Raw genomic sequence first — 16,634 nt, 5'->3', positions numbered from 1 at the left:
TCCTACGGGTGCGACGACGGGACGGCGGCGGTGTGCCGCATCGACATCGTCGTCGTGCGGTCGGCGGGTCGGTACGGACGGTGGCCCGGTCGGTGCCGGAATGCGGGCGGGCTCACCTCTCGGACAGGGATCTTCCCGCCCACTGTGGCCCGTGTCACCCGGTCGTGCCTACTCGCCGAAGGCGATGCGGACGTCGTCCGAGGTCGGTGCGGCGGCCGGCTCGGCCAGTGCGGCGGCGGTCGGGTCCAGGTGGACCTCCGGTGCCATCACGGTCGGGTCGACCTCCAGCACCGCGTAGCCGCCCACCGCGCCGGCCCCGAAGCCGGGCGCGAAGACCCGGGTCCGGCCGGACACGACGCCGTCGGCCACGGAGTCGAACAGCGCGATCGGGATGGACGCCGCGGACACGTTCCCCATCGACTCGATGTTGAAGTACAGCTGGTCGGCCGAGAGCCCCGCCTTGCCCGCGAGCTGCAGGATCATCGTCTTGTTGGCCTGGTGCGGGACGATCAGGTCGACGGCGTCGAGCATCGAGCCCTCGCCGTCGGGGCCGGCCTGCTCGGTGAGCTCGCCGATCATCTGCGACAGGTAGCGGGCGACGAGCGCCTTGACCTCGGGGCCGTAGACGGTGATGTCGTTGTCGAACTCCGGGTTCGGCCAGATGATCGAGTTCACCTGGGTGTCCGGGCCCGACGCGTAGGTCTGCAGCAGGTCGATGTCGCCACGCTCGCCCTCGGCGGCCGGGGCGACGACCATCGCGGCCGCGCCGTCACCGAAGATCATCCGCGAGGTGCGGACGTTGCCGATCTTGTCGGAGAACTTCTCGACGCAGACCAGCAGGACCGGCCGGTTCACCTCCTGCAGCTGGCGCACGGCCTCGGACAGGCCGTAGGGCAGCCCGGCGCAGGCGGCGACGATGTCGGCCGAGCAGTGCGTCTGGAGCAGCCCGAGCCGCCCGGACAGCCACGTCGACAGCGACGGGATGAGCCGCTCGCTGGTGCAGGTGGCGACGAGCACGGCGCCGATCTCGGAGCGGTCGCGGCCGGAGTGCTCCAGCGCGCGGACCGCGGCGGCCCAGGCCAGGTCCTCGATGTCCAGCTCGGTGTAGCGGCGCTGGTCGATGCCGGTCTTGGCGGAGATCTCGTCGGCGCTCATCGGCGACCAGGAGAACGCGGAGTTGCGGACGACGTCGTCGTTGGAGCAGACGTGCTCGCCCCGGACGACGGCGAGCGCCTCGATCCTCGGCTGCACCGCGAACGCCTCACGGACCCGGATCGGGGGCAGCGGGGTGGCGGGCTCGACCGGGTCGGACTGGGTGGAGAGCCGGCCGCGGCGCGCCGGGCGGGTGCCGGTGGCGCGGTCCAGGAACTGCTCGACGTCGCGGTTGCGGGGGTGGAAGGCGATGACGTACTCGTCGTCGCCGATCTCGTCGGCGGTGCGCAGCTCGGTGGCGGCACGGTCCCAGGGGTACTGGTTGTGCAGCACCATGGCCCAGCGGGTCAGGGCCTCGAGCTCGGGACGCTCGGCGTGCGCGTCGAGGATCTCGTTGAAGGAGAAGACCGGGTAGTCCGGGTCGTGCTGCGGCACGACGAAGGTCTGCGCCCCCGGCGTGGTGAGGAACTGCTCGACGGTCGGCTTGACGGCCGGCAGCTCGGTCGCGTGGTGGCGACGGTTGCCGTAGACGTCGAAGAGGAGGTCGAAGATGCGGCGCTCGGTCGCCTCGTCCCAGGTGCTGGGGAGCGCGGCGAAGGCGTCGGCGACGGCCCGGACCTTCTTGTCGCCGTCGCGCCACGGGGTGAGCAGCGGGAGGAAGACGTCGTTGCGGTGGCGGGGGAGGTCACGCCAGCGGGTCGGACGCTTCTCGAACATGGTGAGCGTGTACCGGTTGACCCAGAACAGGTTCTGGCTCATGTCGCGCAGCAGTGCGAAGCGGCTCTCGTAGGCGCCGCTGGTGACCCGCTCGAGGATGTCGGTGCCGGTGGGCGCCTTTGCCTCGAAATCGCGACCGACGATGGCGGTGAACTGCTCCATATCGTCGATGACGGAGAAGTCGAGTTCTCCGAGAAAATTGGCGGGAAAGACCAGTCGGTCGTGGTTGTTGACCACGAACGGTTTCATGTGACGACCTCCAGCAGCGGCGTCGACCGGCGGAATCGCCAGGCGGGACGCGGTGCGGCCTGGTCGATCGGATCGGTTGCGGTGCCTGCAACGCTATCGATGAACAGTCACGATCGGAATGTGATCCAGCCGCCGAGTGTGCGCTCTCACGGATGGTCGGTCAACTCGGACTGTTACCGGCGAGAATGTTACCGGTCGGTTCTACTCGTCGGTTCCCCGAAAGAATTCCGCAGATCCGCAGGTTGGCGGGCGGAGGTCGTCCACAGTGGAATGATCACCGGGCGTGGCCGGTCGGTCCCGACGCGTGCACATGCAGGCAGGAGCGTGGTCGTCGGCGTCACAGCCCGTGCGGTGATCGTCACCCGCACCTGGTGGGGTGCGCCATCGTCCGAACGGGGGAGGACGGCGCCCCGCCTCCGATGTGGACGGTCGCGCGCGGGCAGCGGCACGCGGCCGGGACGGCCGGGACGGCACCCGGGGGGAATGCGTCGGTGGAATGCGGTCCCCATTCCCGGCGCACCGTTCCCGGGCGGTCCGGTGCTCAGCCGTGGGCGGTGGCCGGGGCCGGGGCCTCGACGGTCTCCGCCGCCGGAGCGGGCGTGAGCAGCACCAGCACCGTGGCGAGCAGCCCGGCGGCGCCCGCCGCGACGAAGGAGATCGTGTACGCCGTCGCCGAGGGGGGTCCGCCGTCGCCGAGCACGTAGGTCGCCGTCACGGCCGCGACGACCGCGGTGCACGAGCTCGTGCCGAGCTGGCGGGCCAGAGTGTTGAGGCTGTTCGCCGCGGCGGTCTCCGACTCCGGCACCGCACGCATGATCGTCAGCGGGATCGCCGAGTAGGCGAGCGCGGCGCCGACCGCGGCCACGGTGGAGGCGGCCATCAGCAGCGGCACCGTCGAGGGCATCGCGGCGAAGGCGAAGTTGCCCGCCCCCAGCAGGAGCGTGCCGATCACCAGCGTGGTGCGCGGGCCGCGCAGCCGCGACAGCCGCGCCGAGGCCGAGGAGAACACCACCATCGACCCGCCCATCGGCAGCAGCACCAGCCCGGCGACGACGAGCGAGAGCCCGAACCCGTAGCCGGTCGTGACCGGTGCCTGGAGGATCTGGGTGGCGAGCACGAAGCCGGCGAACATCGCGAAGCCCACCAGCACCGAGGCCAGGTTGGTGAGCAGCACCGCGGGCCGTGCCGAGACCCGCAGGTCCACCAGCGGTGCGGGGACGCGCAGCTCCCACCGGACGGTCGCGGCCACCAGAACCACGGTGCCGGCGAACAGACCGAGCACGGTCGGGGAGGCCCAGCCCCAGTCGTTGCCCTTGGAGATCGCCAGCAGCAGGCACACCAGCGCCCCGCCGGCGCCGAGCGCCCCGGGCACGTCGAACCGGCCGCCGGTGCGCAGCCGTGACTCGGTCACCAGCCGCCGGACCAGCAGGATCTGCACGACGCCGAGCACCGCGGCCCCGGCGAACAGCCAGCGCCAGCTCGCGAACTGGGCGACGACGCCGGTGATCGGCAGCCCGATCGCCCCGCCGAAGCCGAGCGAGGACGACATCAGCCCGACCCCGGACCCGACCCGGTCGGCGGGCAGGACGTCGCGCATCAGGCTCATCCCGAGCGCGATCACCCCGAACGCGGCGCCCTGCAGCACCCGGGCGACGAGCAGCAGCCCGATCCCGGGCGCCAGCGCGCCGAGCAGCGACCCCGCCCCGACCAGGCCGAGCGCGACGAGCAGCATCCGCCGCTTGCCGAACATGTCGCCGAGCCGCCCCAGCACCGGCGCCGACACCGCGCCGGCGACCAGGTTGGCGGTGATCAGCCACGACGCCGTCGACCCGCTGACGTCGAGCAGCTCCGGGAACCGCGGGAGCAGCGGGACGACCATGGTCTGGACCAGCGAGACGAGCAGCCCGCACGAGGCCAGTACGGCGATCGCGACGCCGGGGCGCGGCGGCGCCGGTGCGGATCCCTCGGGGTGGGTGCTCTCGGGCTGCTGGTGCGGACGGCGTGCCCGGAACACTCGACCTCCGTGGTGGGTGACAGATCGTGCCTGCGGACGACCCCGCTGAAGCGGGAGTCACCCATCAGATGAGCATGCCGGTCACCCGTCCGGCAAGCCGGGTCACCTCCCGCGCGCGGGAACCGGTTCGGGCGGCGGCGGGCCGTCGTAGACCGCGGAGGGCCGGATCAGGCGTCGCTCGGCGGCCTGCTCCAGCACGTGCGCGCACCAGCCGACGACCCGGCTGACCGCGAACGTCGGCGTGAACATGCTGCGGGGGATCCCGCAGCCCTCCATCACCACGCCCGCGTGGAACTCGACGTTCGCGAACAGCGGGTGGTCCGGGCGCAGCTCCGCGAGGGTGGCGGCCACCCGCCGTTCGACGTCGGCGGCCCGCGCGGGCAGCGGCCCGCCCAGCTCCGCGGCGACCTCGCGCAGCAGCGCCGAGCGCGGGTCCGGCCCGCGGTACACGGCGTGGCCGAACCCCATGATCCGCATCCCCGCGGCGAGCCGGTCGGCCACCCAGCGCTCCGGCGAGCCGCCGGCGTCGCGGTCGATCGCGTCGAGGCTCTCCAGCGCCCGGTCGGGGGCGCCGCCGTGCAGCGGCCCGGCGAACGCCCCGAGCGCGGCGACCACGCAGGACGCGACGTCGGCGCCGGTGGAGGCGACCACCCGGGCGGTGAAGGTGGAGGCGTTGAAGCCGTGGTCCACCGTCGCGACGAGGTAGGCGTCGAGCGCGCGGACGTGCGCCGGCGCGGGCTCGGCCCCGTCCAGCATCCACAGCCAGTTCGCGGCGGAGGACAGGTCGGTGCGCGGCGCGACCGGGTCGAGGCCGTGCCGCAGCCGGTGCAGCGCGGCGAGGACGGTCGGTGTCGCGGCGCAGACGGTCGCGGCGTCGCGGGTGCCCGCCGCCGGGTCGTCCCAGAGCGGGCGCATCCCGTGCTGCGGGCCGAGCAGCGACAGCGCGGTGCGCAGCCCGGCGAGCAGGTCGGGCCCGCAGGCGTCGGCGATCGCGGGCAGCTGCGCGGCGACGGCGTCGGGCAGGACCCGGCGCTCCGCGGTGGCGGCGGCGAACTCCGCGGCCTCGGACGCGTCCGGGAGACGGCCGTGGACGAACAGGAACCACACGTCGTCGAAGGTGCGGGTGCGCGCGAGGTCGACCGCGGAGTACCGGCTGTAGTGGTAGAAGCCCTCGTCGCCGCGGACGTCGCCGATGCGGGTGCTGGTGACGGCGACGCCGCGCAGGCCCGGTGGGACCTGCGGGACGGCGGCGCCGATGCTGTCGGTGCTGGTCATGACCGGACCGTCCGCCCGTCGGGAACCGTTGTCAATATTGATGCAGTCAATGTTGATACGGTCCACGTCGTGGAGTACCTGACCGTCGCCGAGACCGCGGAACGCCTCGGGGTGAAGCGGGAGACCGTGTACGCCTACGCCAGCCGCGGGCTGCTGACCAGCGTGCGCGGCGCGCAGCGGCGGGGGAGCCGGTTCGCCCAGGACGAGGTGGAGGCCCTCGCCGCGCGCGGCCGCGAGTCGGGCGAGCCGTCCGGGACGGTCGAGCGCATCAGGACGCGGATCACACTCGTCGCCGACGACGGGCCGTGGTTCCGCGGGGTGGCGGTGCCCGCGCTCGCGGCGTCCTCGGACCTCGAGCACGTCGCGGCGCTGCTGTGGGAGGTCCCCGGCCGGGTGCCGTTCGACGCGGACCCGGACCTGCTCGCCCCGGCGCGCGCCGTGCTCGCCGCCGCCCCCGCCGGGGCCCGGGCGACCGACCGGTTCCGGCTCGCCGTCGCCGCGGTGGCCGCGGCCGACCCGCTGCGCGCCGACGCCCGGCCGGGAGCGGTGGTGGCGACGGCGTCGTCGCTGCTGGGGACGGTCGTGACCGCGCTCGCCGGGGACCCGGGAGCCGCGGGCGGGCTACGGGGCGCAGTGGGGGCGGGGCCCGGCGGGGAGCCGGGTCCCCGGGCGGAGCCGGTGCCCGCGGGGTCCGGCCGGTCCGACCTGGCGGAGCGGCTGCTGCCGGCGCTGGTCCGTGACCCGGACCGGGCACCCGCGCCGGCGACGGCCGGACACCTCCGCGCCGCGCTGGTCCTGCTCGCCGACCACGGCCTGGCGTCGTCGACGGTCGCCGCCCGGGTCGCCGCGAGCACCCTGGCCGACGTGCACGCCGTCGTCTCGGCCGGGCTCGGCGCCCTCGACGGGCCCCGGCACGGCCTGGTCAGCGGGCTCGCGCACCGCTTCCTCACCGACGCGCTGGAGGACCCGCCCGGCGCGCTCGCCCAGCGGCTGCGGGCCGGCGAGCGGGTCCCGGGCTTCGGGCACTCGGTCTACCGGGGCACCGACCCGCGGGCCACGGTGCTGCTCGACCGGTTGCGCGCCGACCCGGCCGCGGACCGCGTCATGGCCTGTGTCGACGCCGTCGTCGCGGGGATGGACCGCGGTGGCGACGGACCCGCCGCGAACGTCGACCTCGCGCTCGCCGCGCTGATGCACGCCCACGACCTGCGCCCCGACGCCGGCGAGCTGCTGTTCGCCTGCGCCCGGACGGTCGGCTGGGTGGCGCACGCCCTGGAGGAGTACGCCGAGCCCGGTCTGCGGTTCCGGCCGACCGGCGTCTACACCGGGCCGCGGCCCGGGTCGACCAGCGAGGCGAGCACCACGACGTTGTCGGTGTAGCTGCGCACGCCCCGGTCGAACGTCCCGCCGCAGGTGATCATCCGCAGGCCCGCGCCGGGCAGGTCGCCGTAGACGGCCGCGGTGGGGAAGCGGTCCTTGGCGTAGCGGCGCACCGCCTGGACCTCGAAGGTCGCGGTGGTGCCGTCGGCGCGGTCGACCGACACCAGGTCACCGGGGGCCAGTGCGTGCAGCCGGTGGAACGGGCCCGGCTCGTGGTCCCAGTCGACGTGCGCCGCGAGCACCGCCGGTCCCCGGGCGCCCGGGGTGGGAGCGCCGGTGTACCAGCCGGTGTCGGCGCCGTCGGGCGGCACCTCGAGGGTTCCGCGCCCGGTCAGGCCGAGCGGGACGAGCCCGCTGTCGAGCCCGATCGAGGGCGCCCGCACCCGCACCGGCTCCGACGGCGGCAGCGGGGCCGCCGCCGGACGGAGCGTGGTGGTGGGCAGCGGCGGCACCGCCCCACCGAGCGCCACCGGCGGCGCCCCGAGCGGGACGGCCAGCGCCAGCACGACGAGCAGCCCCCACCACACCCGTCGCACCGCACGGGGCCCGCGCGACCCACGCGGCCCGAGCGGCCCCCGCGGCTCCCGGACGCGCGCGGGGTCGGAGGACGCGTCCCCGATCGGGAGCGCGTTCTCCGGACCGGTGCGCGTCCGGTGTCCCGACGGGTGTGCGGGTGCGAGGGCGGGGGTGGGGGTGGGGGTCACGAGTGGCGGGTGGTCAGGGGGAGTGCGGCGCGGCCGGTGCGACGCCCGTTCCACACGACGACGCCCGCCCCGGCGGCGAGGACCGCGCCCGTCCCGGCCAGCAGGAACACCGTCGGGTCGACCCCGGCGCCGCCGGAGCCGTCACCGGCCTCGACCCCACCGCCCGGGACCGCGCGCACCTGCCCGGTACCGGCGGCCGCGACGAGGTCCGAGCCCTCGCAGGCCCGGCCGTCGTTGTCGCGGTCCAGGTTGTTCGGGTCCGACGGGTCGGCGGCGAGCACGGCCTGGGCCTGGGCACGGGAGAGGTCGACGCAGTCCAGGTTGCTGCCGCGCCCGGCGGCGGGGGACCCGGCCGCGGGGGTGGTCGCCTCCGGGGCCGCGGCGGTCTCCTCGGGCGCGGTCTCCTCGGGATCGGTCGCGTCCGGGGCGGTGGCGTCGGGGTCCTCGTCGGCCGGCGTCGCGTCGTCCGCGGGCTCCTCGGCGGGCGGCTCCTCGGTGTCCTCCTGGGCCGGGGCCGTGACGACCGGGCCCGCGGTGGCGACGGTCGGGGCCGTGACGGCGCTCGCCACCGGGGTGACGGCCGGTTCCGCGGCCGACGCCGCCCCGGCCAGCGGGACCCCGGCGAGCGCGGCGAGGGTGAGCGACGCGGCGACGGCGCCGGTGCGGCGGACGAGCGAACGTGCGGTCATGATCCACTCCCTGTGACGAACGTGATCCTGGTGACCGGTGGGGCGAACGTGACGCCCTGTCCGATGGCGGAGAGTGAAGCGACACCCGGTCGAGAGGGCCAGGGAAGTCGCCCGTACGGGGATCACCGGGGCGGGTGGCGTCGCCCGGAGTGACCGGGGCCTCGGCGTGCCGGGGCGCGCGGGGCCCGGCACGACGTCCAGGATGGCGACCGTGACGACCACCCCCGAACCGCCCCGGCGCCGCCGCCGGTCCCTCGACGACGCCGTCTCCGACGCGTTCGTCGAGCTCTGGTCCCAGCGCCGCCCGTGCGTCCTGGTGACCCCGCGCCGCGACGGCACCCCGCACGCGGTGCCGGTGGGGGTGACCGTCGACGTGGCCGAGCGAACGGCCCGGGTGATCTGCAGCGGCGGGTCGCAGAAGGCGCGCAACGTCGCCGCGGCCGGGCCGGACGGGGCCCGGGTCAGCGTCACCGTCGTCGACGGGCGCACCTGGTCCACGCTGGAGGGCCGCGCCGTCGTGCGGGACGAGCCAGACGTCGTCGCCGACGCCGAGCGCCGCTACGCCGCCGAGTACAAGCAGCCCCGGGAGAACCCGGCACGGGTGGTGCTGCAGATCGCGGTCGACCGGGTCCTCGGCAACGCCTGAGGGGATACTCGCCGGTGTGGACCTGCCGGAGACGACCTTCCTCGGCCACAGCACCCTGCGGCTGCGGATCGGCGGGCGCACCGTCCTGACCGACCCGGTGTGCGGTCGGTCGGTCGGGCCACTGCGCCGCACCGCGCCGGCCGTCGACCCGGAGTGGCCCGCCGGGGCCGACCTGGTCCTGATCTCCCACCTGCACGCCGACCACCTGCACCTCGCCTCGCTGCGCCGGCTGCCGCGCGCGGTGGAGGTCGTGGTGCCCGCGGGCGCCGGCGACTGGCTCCGCCGCCGCGGCGTCGCCCGGGTCTCCGAGCTCGCCGTCGGGCAGACGCGGGTCTTCGACGGGCTGCGGGTCACCGGCACACCGGCCGACCACTCCGGGCACCGGTGGGGGCCCCGGTTCACCCACGGCCCGCAGGCCGACGCGATGGGGCACCTGCTGGAGGGCGACGGGCTGCGCGTCTACGTCGCCGGGGACACCGGCCTGTTCCCCGGGCTCGACGACGTCGCCGCCCAGGGCCCGATCGACCTCGCCGCGCTGCCGGTGTGGGGCTGGGGCCCGAACCTCGGACCCGGCCACCTCGACCCGGCCGGTGCCGCCGAGGCCGTCCGGCGGCTCGCACCGGCCGTCGCGCTGCCGGTGCACTGGGGGACCCTCGCCGTCGCCGGGCTGTGCTCGGTCCCGGGGCGGACCGGGTCCCGGATGCGGGAGCTGCTCGTGCGCCCGCCCCACGACTTCGCCGACGCCGTCGCCGCGGCCGGGCTGCCCACCCGCGCCCTCGTGCTCCCGCCCGGCGCCGCCGTCGGAACGCCGGCGTGAGCGCGCCGCACCTGCTGGCCGCGTCCGCGCAGGAGTGGCTCGACGCCGAGCTCAGCCCGGACGCCGGGCGGATCGCCTACCTCGTCGTCGCCGGGGGAGTGCTGCTCGGGTCGGTGGTGCCGGTCGTGCCGACCGGTGCGATCGTCGGCGCCGCCGCCGCGACGGCGATGACCAGCTCCGCGCTGTCGCTGCCGGTGGTGCTGCTGCTGTCCTTCGCCGCGGCCCTGCTCGGTGACGTCATCACCTTCGCCGTCGCCCGCCTGGCCGGTGACCCGGTCCGCGCCGCGGTCGCGGGCGGGCGGCTCGGCGGTGAGCGCACCGCGGCCCGGATCGAACGGATGCGCGGCGCGTTCGCCGAGCGCGGCTGGCTGGTCGTGCTGGTCGGACGGGTCGCCCCCGCGGGGCGGGTGCCGACCCTGATCGCGGCTGCGGTCTCCGGGATGACCTGGGCGAAGCTGGTGCCCGCGGTCGCGGCCGGGGCGGTGCTGTGGACGTTGCTCTACGGCGTGCTCGGGGTGCTGACCGGCAACCTCACCGATTCCCCGCTGGTGGCCGCGCTGCTCGCGGTCGGGCTGGTGGCTGTCGTCGCGGCGGTCACCGCGCTGGCCGGGCGGGTGCGGACCCGGCTGCGGGCCCGCCACCCCACCGGCTGATCCCCGGCGGCCCCGCCGGCCGGCACGCTCGTCCACCCGCGCACACGGAACCGGCCGGGCGCGACGGGAGGGGGATGTCGCGCCCGGCCGGAGCGGGTGCCCGGGGCGTGGCGTCGCCCCGGGGGGATCAGGTCAGTTGCCGCCGCCGAAGGGGTTGATGCCGAACGGCAGCTCGCCGGTGGAGCCGCCCTCGGGCACGGTGCGCGCCCCGTTCTGGGCGGTCGCGGCGGCGGTGTCGCGCACGCTGCCGAGCGTCACCGGCACCTCACGGGCACCGGACCCACTGCCGACGGTCAGCGTGACCTGCTGGCCGGGGGTGAAGTTGCCGACCCGGGCGATCAGGTCCGCGAAGCTCGACACCGGGTACTCGTTGACCTTGGTGACGACGTCGCCCGCCTTGATGCCCGCGGCGGCCGCCGGCGAGTTCGGCTCCACCGTCGTGATCTGCGCGCCCGCGGTCTCGCTCGGGGCGCTGCCGGAGGCCGACACCGAGCCCTGCACGCCGAGCTGCGGCTTGGTCGCGACGCCGGAGTCCATCAGCTCCTGGGCGACCCGCTTGGCGGTGTCGACCGGGATCGCGAAGCCCAGCCCGATCGAGCCGGAGCTCTGCCCGGCGGTGGCGATCGCGGAGTTGATGCCGACGACCTGCCCGGCCAGGTTGACCAGCGGGCCGCCGGAGTTGCCCTGGTTGATGGGGGCGTCGGTCTGCAGGCCGTTGTAGACGACCGGGGCCTGGCCGTCGCCGCCCGCGGTGACGGTCCGGTTCAGCGCCGAGACGATGCCCGCGGTGACGGTGCCGGACAGGCCCTGCGGCGAGCCGTTCGCGACGACCTGCTCGCCGACCTGCACGCTCGAGGACTCCCCGAGGGTGGCGGGCTTGAGGTCCTTGGCGCCCTGCAGCTTGATGACGGCGAGGTCGTAGCTGGGGGAGGTGCCGACGACGGTCGCGGTGTACTGCTTCCCGTCGGCGGTGGACACGGTGATCCGGCCGCCGTCGGTGGCGTTCGCGACCACGTGGTTGTTGGTGAGGATCTGGCCGTCGGAGGTCAGGATGACCCCGGACCCCTCGGCGACGCTCTGCGCGGTGCGGACCTGGATGTCCACCGTGCTCGGGGTGATCGCGGCCGCGGCACCGGCGATCGAGCCGTCGGCGGGGGTGGCCGGGGTGCCGGGGGCGGCGGCGCTGGTCAGCGTGGCCGGGGTGGAGGAGCCGTCGAGCACCAGGTAGGCGCCGCCGACGCCGGCCGCACCGCCGACCAGGGCGGCCGTCAGCGTGACGGCGGCCAGGCCCGCACCGAACCGGCGCGGCGGCCTCGGAGCCGGACCCTGCTGCGGGAACGGCGGGTACACCGAGGTGGGCGGGCTCCCCGCGCCGTAGGCCGGGATCGTGGGGTTGCTCGTCGTCGCCCACGGCGGGGGAGTCTGGGCCCCGTGGCTGCCGCCCGGGTCGCCCCCCTGGCTGCCGCCCTGCTGCCGGTGGTCGGTGTCGGTCACGGTGGTCGCCTCCTGTGCGTGGGTGCCGTCGTCGCCGGCCGGGTGGGCGGGGACCGCCCCCTCGTGACGCCGTGCGGGCCGGACGGGGTCGGTGGCGCCGCCTCCGGTGGAGGTCCGTCCGTCGGACGACTCGCCCGTTCCCGGCCCGTTCTCGGTCATGGGGCAACTGTGCGCCGTGACTCTGAGACGACCCTGTGACCGCGCTGGGAATCGCTCGGGCATCGGGTGAGAGTGCCCGGCACGCGGGTCCTCACCGGCGGTCCGGGCAGGTCAGGAGATCGCGCCGACCACCGTGAGCACCAGTCCCAGCACCGCGAGGGCGGCCCCGCCGCGGGCCCACAGCCGCTGCGCGCGCCGGTCGGACTCGGTCAGCTCGGCCTCGGTGCGGGTGGACAGCACGAAGGTCCCGCCGGCGTCCTGCGGGGGCCGGATCACCAGTGGCCCGTCGCGATCGTCGACCTCGCCGAGGACGTACATCGCGACGCCGGGGCGCAGCACCCACTCCTGGTTGCGGTAGCCGACGGTCCGGTCCCCGCCACGGCCCCGGTCGTCGGCCGGGTCGAACCGGTCCAGCACCCGTTCCACCGGGTCCGGGTGCCGCCCGCCCGGGTCGACGCCGATGGTGTGCCCGTCGCGCAGCAGCGCCCAGCCGTGCGGGGACGTCCGCTCGGACACGGTCTCGGTGTGGGTCTGCGTCCGGGTGCGGCCCTCGTCGTCGCGCTCACGGCGCTCGAACCGGCGCTCGACCCGCTGCATGTGCCACACGCAGTCGACGCCCGCGAGGTCGGAGCGCAGCACCCCGACCGGGGCGGGCGCGGTCTGCCCGACGACCTCGCAGACCTTCCGGAACGTGCCCGGCCGCCCGGCGAGCTCCGCCGCGACGCCCGCGAGGTCGAGCAGCTCGGGCACCGACAGCGTCTCGGCCGCCATCATCGCGTGCACCCGGCGCTGGGTGCGGACCGCGACCCAGATGCAGGCGGCCCCGGCCAGCAGCGCGATGATCCCCACCCACAGCACGGGCGGAACCTAGCAGGTCAGGCGACCAGCTCCACGATCGTGGCGTTGGCGGTGCCGCCGCCCTCGCACATGGTCTGCAGCCCGTAGCGGATCCCGCGGTCGCGCATGTGGTGCACCAGGCGGGTGAGCAGCACGGTGCCCGAGGCCCCCAGCGGGTGCCCGACGGCGATCGCCCCGCCGAGCGGGTTGAGCACGGCGTCGTCGGCGCCCAGCTCGGCCTGCCAGGCCAGCGGGACCGGCGCGAACGCCTCGTTGACCTCGAACGCGCCGATGTCACCGATCGACAGCCCGGAACGCTTCAGCACCTTCTGCGTCGCCGGGATGGGCCCGGTCAGCATCCGCAGCGGGTCCGCACCGGACACGGCCCCGGAGTGGTAGCGCACGATCGGGGTCAGGCCGAGCTCGCGGGCCCGCTCCGGGGTGGTCACGAGGACCGCCGACGCGCCGTCGGAGATCTGCGAGCTGTTCCCGGCGTGGATCACCCCGTCCGCGGAGAACGACGGCTTCAGCGCGGCCAGGGTGTCGGCGGTGGTGCCACGGCGCAGGCCCTCGTCGGCGGTGAACCCGGGCGCGCCGGGGACGTCGACGAGCTGGTCGTCGAACACGCCGGCGTCGATCGCGGCGGCGGCGAGCTCGTGGCTGCGTGCCGCGTACTCGTCGAGCCGGGTCCGCGACAGTCCCCAGCCCCGGGCGATCCGCTCGGCGCCGACGCCCTGGTTGAAGTCCCCGTTCGGGAACTCCCCGGACTCCAGGTCGGCGCGGTAGCGCTCGCGCACCAGCGGCCCGTAGGGACGTCCCAGGTCGCGGCCCGCGCCCAGCGGCACCCGGGTCATCGACTCCACCCCACCGGCGACGACGACGTCGTACTGCCCGGCCAGCACCATCCCGGCCGCGAAGTCGAACGAGGACTGGCTCGACCCGCACGCGCGGTTCACCGTCACCCCGGGCACCGTCTCCGGCCAGCCCGCGGCGAGCAGCGCGTAGCGGCCGATCTGCGCGGCCTGGTCGCCGACCTGGTTCACACAGCCCCACACGACGTCGTCGACGACGGCGGGGTCGATCCCGGTCCGCTCGGCCAGGGCGCTCAGGACGGCGGCGGACAGGTCGACCGGGTGGACCTCGGCCAGCGACCCCTTCCGCTTCCCGATCGGTGTGCGGACGGCGGCACAGACGACGGCCTCGGGCATGGGGGTCCTCCTGGTCACCGGTGACACGACTCGTTCGCGACGCTAAGCCATCGGAGGGGGTCGGCGCTGAGAGGGCGATCACAGCGCCGGATGCGCACCAGGTGTCGAGACGCTCTGGATCGATGAGGTACCGTCTCCGGCGTACGCGAAGGGGAGTAGCTCCCAACGCTGCGCTCGACATACTGGTCCGCCTCGTACTCCGACGGCCGACCCGGGTGCAGCGGCCTGACCACCACCAGGCGAGCGAGACCTTCGATCCGGATACTCCGGGTCGAGGGCACCCCCACCTCGGTCCGGTCGAGATCGAGGGATGGACATGAACGGTTTCCTGATCGCGTTCGCGATCAGCTTCGGCGTCATCTTCGTGGCCGAGCTGGGCGACAAGTCGCAGCTCATGGCCCTCACGTTCGCGACGCGCTTCAACGCGATCCCGGTCCTGATCGGGATCACGATCGCCACCTCGGTGACCCACCTCGTGTCGGTCGCCGTCGGCTACGGCCTGGGCGCGTCGATCCCGACCGGCTGGATCGCGCTCGTCGCCGCGGTCGCCTTCCTGGCGTTCGGCGCCTGGACACTGCGCGGCGACAGCCTCTCCGAGGACGAGGAGGCCAAGGCCAAGCGGGCCGGCGGGTCCGCCGTCGTCGCCGCGTCGGTCGCGTTCTTCCTCGCCGAGCTCGGTGACAAGACGATGCTCGCGACGATCACCCTGGCCGCCCAGCACGACACCCTCGCCGGGTCGATCGGCATCTGGGCCGGATCCACGGTCGGCATGGTCGCCGCGGACGGGCTGGCCATCGTCGTCGGGCGTCAGCTCGGCAAGCGGCTCCCGGAGCGGGCCATCTCGATCGGCGCCGCGGTGATGTTCTTCGTCTTCGGCGCCTGGCTGCTCTACGAGGCCGTCCCGCAGGTGTGGGGCGAGGACGCCTGGGGCCGCGTGTTCGACGTCGCCGGGCACCACGGGCTCGGCTGGGCCGCGCTGGTGCTGGGGGCGCTCGCCGTCGGCGCCGGGCTGTGGTTCCGCGGTCGGGCGCACCGCGCCCGCGGGGAGCGCAGGCTCGACGTCGCCCGGACCCCGGGCAGCCCGGCCTGGTGGGCCCGCACGCTGTTCGTGCTGGCCGCGGTGCTCGGGTTCGGTGCGCCGCTGCTGGTCGCCCTCGACGTGCTGCAGCCGATCTCGGTGCTGGCCCGGCCGGCGGTCGCCGTCGTCGGGGCGGGGCTGCTGCTGCTCGGCTTCGCCGTCGTCGCGGTCGCGATGCTGCAGCTCGGCACGGTGTGGCGCCGCTCGGCCACCGAGGCCGGGGCGGCCGCGGCCGGTGACCCGGACGCCGCACGACGCCCGGTGCTCGCCACCGGCGGGATCTACCGCCGCGTCCGCAACCCCGCGCTGACCGGCCTGATCGTCGGGTGCGCCGGGATGCTGTTCATGGCCCCGACCCTGCTCGGCGTGCTCGCCGGGGTGCTGATCCTGGTGGCGGTGCAGATCCAGGCCCGTGCGGTCTACGAGCCCGGCCTGGGCAGCGCGCTGGGCGCCGAGTACGACGAGTACCGCGCCCGGACCGGCCGGTTCCTCCCGCGGGTCCGCACCGACCGCACCCCCGCGGGTGAGGGCGACCGCACGACCGTCGGCTGAGCGTCCCGGCACCGCTCCGGCGGCGCCGCGGCAGCGCCGCGCGACGACACCGCCCGCCCCGGCGCGACCGGGGCGGGCGGTGTCGTGTCGGGGGGCCCGCGCCGTCGTACGGTGGGGTCATGACGGTCCTGGTCACGGGCGCGACCGGCAACATCGGCCGGATGGTCGTCGACCACCTGCGGGCGCGCACCGACGAGCCGGTCCGCGCGCTCACCGTCGACCCGGTCCGGGCCGCGCTGCCCGGCGACGTCGAGGTCGTGCGCGGCTCGCTGCACCGGCCGGCGTCGCTGGACCGGGTGTTCGACGGCGTCCGCGCGGTCTACCTCGCACCGCACGTGCCCACCGTGGCCGAGGTCCTCGACCGGGCGGCGGCCGCCGGGGTCGGGCACGTGGTCGACCTGTCCGGTGAGCCGGAGAGCTGGTGGGGGACGGTCGTCACCGCGGTCGAGGCCGCGCCGGTCCCGTGGACCCACCTGTGGCCCGCGGACTTCGTGGAGAACTGCCGGATGTGGCTGCCGCAGATCGCGGCGCACGGGGTGGTCCGGGAGCCGTGGCCGGACCTGGCGAGCACCCCGACCGCGATGACCGACATCGCCGAGGTCGCCGCCGTCGCCCTCACCGCGGGCGAGGAGTACCACGGGCGCGCGCTCACCCTCACCGGCCCGGAGGCGGTCACCCGCCGCCGGTGGGTCGCGGCGATCGCGGCGGCGACCGGGGTGCCGATCGGGTTCGAGCAGGTCACCCCGGACGAGGCGGCCGCCGTGCTGGCCGGGTCGATGGACGCCGACCGGGCGGGCGTCGTCGTCCACACCGTCCTCGGGGAGTTCCTGCGGGCCGGCGCGGCGGCCCCGAACGGTGTGGTCGAGCAGGTCACCGGGCGGCCGGGGACCACCGTGGAGGCCTGGGCGGCCGAGCACGCCGGGTCGCTGCGCGCCGCCCTGACCTGAGGCGCCGCCGCGGTCCCGGCGCGGTGCCCGCCCCGCCCCGACCGGACGGGGGCGGGCACCGCG

The 16,634-nt window shown here is 75.6% G+C and carries 14 protein-coding genes; 6 read left to right on the top strand and 8 right to left on the bottom strand.

Annotated features, from left to right (window positions below):
- Window positions 1-168: 168 nt before the first annotated feature.
- The 3 genes from KPL60_RS20200 to KPL60_RS20190 form a co-directional block, all read right to left on the bottom strand.
- Complete coding sequence (locus tag KPL60_RS20200; protein ID WP_226366824.1) at window positions 169-2,118, bottom strand: 3-oxoacyl-[acyl-carrier-protein] synthase III C-terminal domain-containing protein; 1,950 nt, start codon at window positions 2,116-2,118, stop codon at window positions 169-171.
- A gap of 541 nt (window positions 2,119-2,659) precedes the next feature.
- Window positions 2,660-4,132 (bottom strand): MFS transporter, encoded by a 1,473-nt coding sequence (locus KPL60_RS20195; protein ID WP_226366823.1) that lies wholly within the window; start codon window positions 4,130-4,132, stop codon window positions 2,660-2,662.
- A 102-nt stretch (window positions 4,133-4,234) separates the two neighbouring features.
- Complete coding sequence (locus tag KPL60_RS20190; protein WP_226366822.1) at window positions 4,235-5,407, bottom strand: citrate/2-methylcitrate synthase; 1,173 nt, start codon at window positions 5,405-5,407, stop codon at window positions 4,235-4,237.
- A 69-nt stretch (window positions 5,408-5,476) separates the two neighbouring features.
- Here KPL60_RS20190 and KPL60_RS20185 point away from each other — a divergent pair, with 69 nt between their 5' ends.
- Entirely contained in the window at window positions 5,477-6,787 is a 1,311-nt protein-coding gene (locus tag KPL60_RS20185) for a citrate/2-methylcitrate synthase (protein WP_226366821.1), read from the top strand.
- Here the strand turns inward: KPL60_RS20185 and KPL60_RS20180 are convergent.
- Entirely contained in the window at window positions 6,727-7,323 is a 597-nt protein-coding gene (locus tag KPL60_RS20180; protein WP_226366820.1) for a class F sortase, read from the bottom strand. The two genes, KPL60_RS20185 and KPL60_RS20180, sit on opposite strands and share 61 nt — an antisense overlap.
- Before the next feature lie 164 nt (window positions 7,324-7,487).
- Entirely contained in the window at window positions 7,488-8,180 is a 693-nt protein-coding gene (locus KPL60_RS20175) for a hypothetical protein (RefSeq protein ID WP_226366819.1), read from the bottom strand.
- A 211-nt stretch (window positions 8,181-8,391) separates the two neighbouring features.
- On the opposite strand from KPL60_RS20175, the gene KPL60_RS20170 reads away from it, so the two are divergent.
- The 3 genes from KPL60_RS20170 to KPL60_RS20160 are packed head-to-tail and all read left to right on the top strand — an operon-like array spanning window position 8,392 to window position 10,296.
- On the top strand, window positions 8,392-8,826 hold the full coding sequence (locus KPL60_RS20170; RefSeq protein WP_226355554.1) for a pyridoxamine 5'-phosphate oxidase family protein: 435 nt from the start codon (window positions 8,392-8,394) through the stop codon (window positions 8,824-8,826).
- Between the two features lie 16 nt (window positions 8,827-8,842).
- On the top strand, window positions 8,843-9,643 hold the full coding sequence (locus KPL60_RS20165; RefSeq protein WP_226366818.1) for an MBL fold metallo-hydrolase: 801 nt from the start codon (window positions 8,843-8,845) through the stop codon (window positions 9,641-9,643).
- Window positions 9,640-10,296, top strand: a complete 657-nt coding sequence (locus KPL60_RS20160) for a DedA family protein (protein WP_226355556.1) — start codon at window positions 9,640-9,642, stop codon at window positions 10,294-10,296. The genes KPL60_RS20165 and KPL60_RS20160 overlap by 4 nt, the downstream gene beginning before the upstream one ends.
- Window positions 10,297-10,428: 132 nt before the next feature.
- Here KPL60_RS20160 and KPL60_RS20155 read toward each other — a convergent pair whose 3' ends face one another.
- The 3 genes from KPL60_RS20155 to KPL60_RS20145 form a co-directional block, all read right to left on the bottom strand.
- Complete coding sequence (locus tag KPL60_RS20155; protein ID WP_226366817.1) at window positions 10,429-11,949, bottom strand: S1C family serine protease; 1,521 nt, start codon at window positions 11,947-11,949, stop codon at window positions 10,429-10,431.
- Window positions 11,950-12,060: 111 nt separating this feature from the next.
- A complete protein-coding gene (locus KPL60_RS20150; protein ID WP_226366816.1) occupies window positions 12,061-12,807 on the bottom strand; it encodes an E3 ubiquitin ligase family protein in 747 nt (248 codons plus the stop codon).
- A 17-nt stretch (window positions 12,808-12,824) separates the two neighbouring features.
- Window positions 12,825-13,994 carry a thiolase family protein gene (locus KPL60_RS20145; RefSeq protein WP_226366815.1) on the bottom strand — a complete coding sequence of 390 codons (1,170 nt, stop codon included), beginning with the start codon at window positions 13,992-13,994 and terminating at the stop codon, window positions 12,825-12,827.
- Window positions 13,995-14,310: 316 nt separating this feature from the next.
- Between KPL60_RS20145 and KPL60_RS20140 the strand changes: the two genes are divergently transcribed.
- A complete protein-coding gene (locus KPL60_RS20140) occupies window positions 14,311-15,624 on the top strand; it encodes a TMEM165/GDT1 family protein (protein ID WP_226355560.1) in 1,314 nt (437 codons plus the stop codon).
- Between the two features lie 119 nt (window positions 15,625-15,743).
- The gene (locus KPL60_RS20135; protein WP_226366814.1) at window positions 15,744-16,571 is read left to right on the top strand and encodes an SDR family oxidoreductase; all 828 of its coding nucleotides are present in this window, start codon (window positions 15,744-15,746) and stop codon (window positions 16,569-16,571) included.
- Window positions 16,572-16,634: the final 63 nt, after the last annotated feature.

Origin of the sequence: Pseudonocardia sp. ICBG162 (assembly GCF_020496225.1) — a bacterium.
GTDB classification, from domain to species: domain Bacteria; phylum Actinomycetota; class Actinomycetes; order Mycobacteriales; family Pseudonocardiaceae; genus Pseudonocardia; species Pseudonocardia alni.
The sequence above is the reverse complement of the archived record's forward strand: the minus strand, read 5'-3'. Positions and strand labels throughout refer to the sequence as shown.

Excerpts from the sequence above, each read along its gene's own strand:
- KPL60_RS20200 (WP_226366824.1), bottom strand. The coding sequence starts at position 2,118 with ATGAAACCGTTCGTGGTCAACAACCACGACCGACTGGTCTTTCCCGCC.
- KPL60_RS20140 (WP_226355560.1), top strand. The coding sequence starts at position 14,311 with ATGAACGGTTTCCTGATCGCGTTCGCGATCAGCTTCGGCGTCATCTTC.
- KPL60_RS20155 (WP_226366817.1), bottom strand. The coding sequence starts at position 11,949 with ATGACCGAGAACGGGCCGGGAACGGGCGAGTCGTCCGACGGACGGACC.
- KPL60_RS20145 (WP_226366815.1), bottom strand. The coding sequence starts at position 13,994 with ATGCCCGAGGCCGTCGTCTGTGCCGCCGTCCGCACACCGATCGGGAAG.
- KPL60_RS20135 (WP_226366814.1), top strand. The coding sequence starts at position 15,744 with ATGACGGTCCTGGTCACGGGCGCGACCGGCAACATCGGCCGGATGGTC.
- KPL60_RS20190 (WP_226366822.1), bottom strand. The coding sequence starts at position 5,407 with ATGACCAGCACCGACAGCATCGGCGCCGCCGTCCCGCAGGTCCCACCG.
- KPL60_RS20175 (WP_226366819.1), bottom strand. The coding sequence starts at position 8,180 with ATGACCGCACGTTCGCTCGTCCGCCGCACCGGCGCCGTCGCCGCGTCG.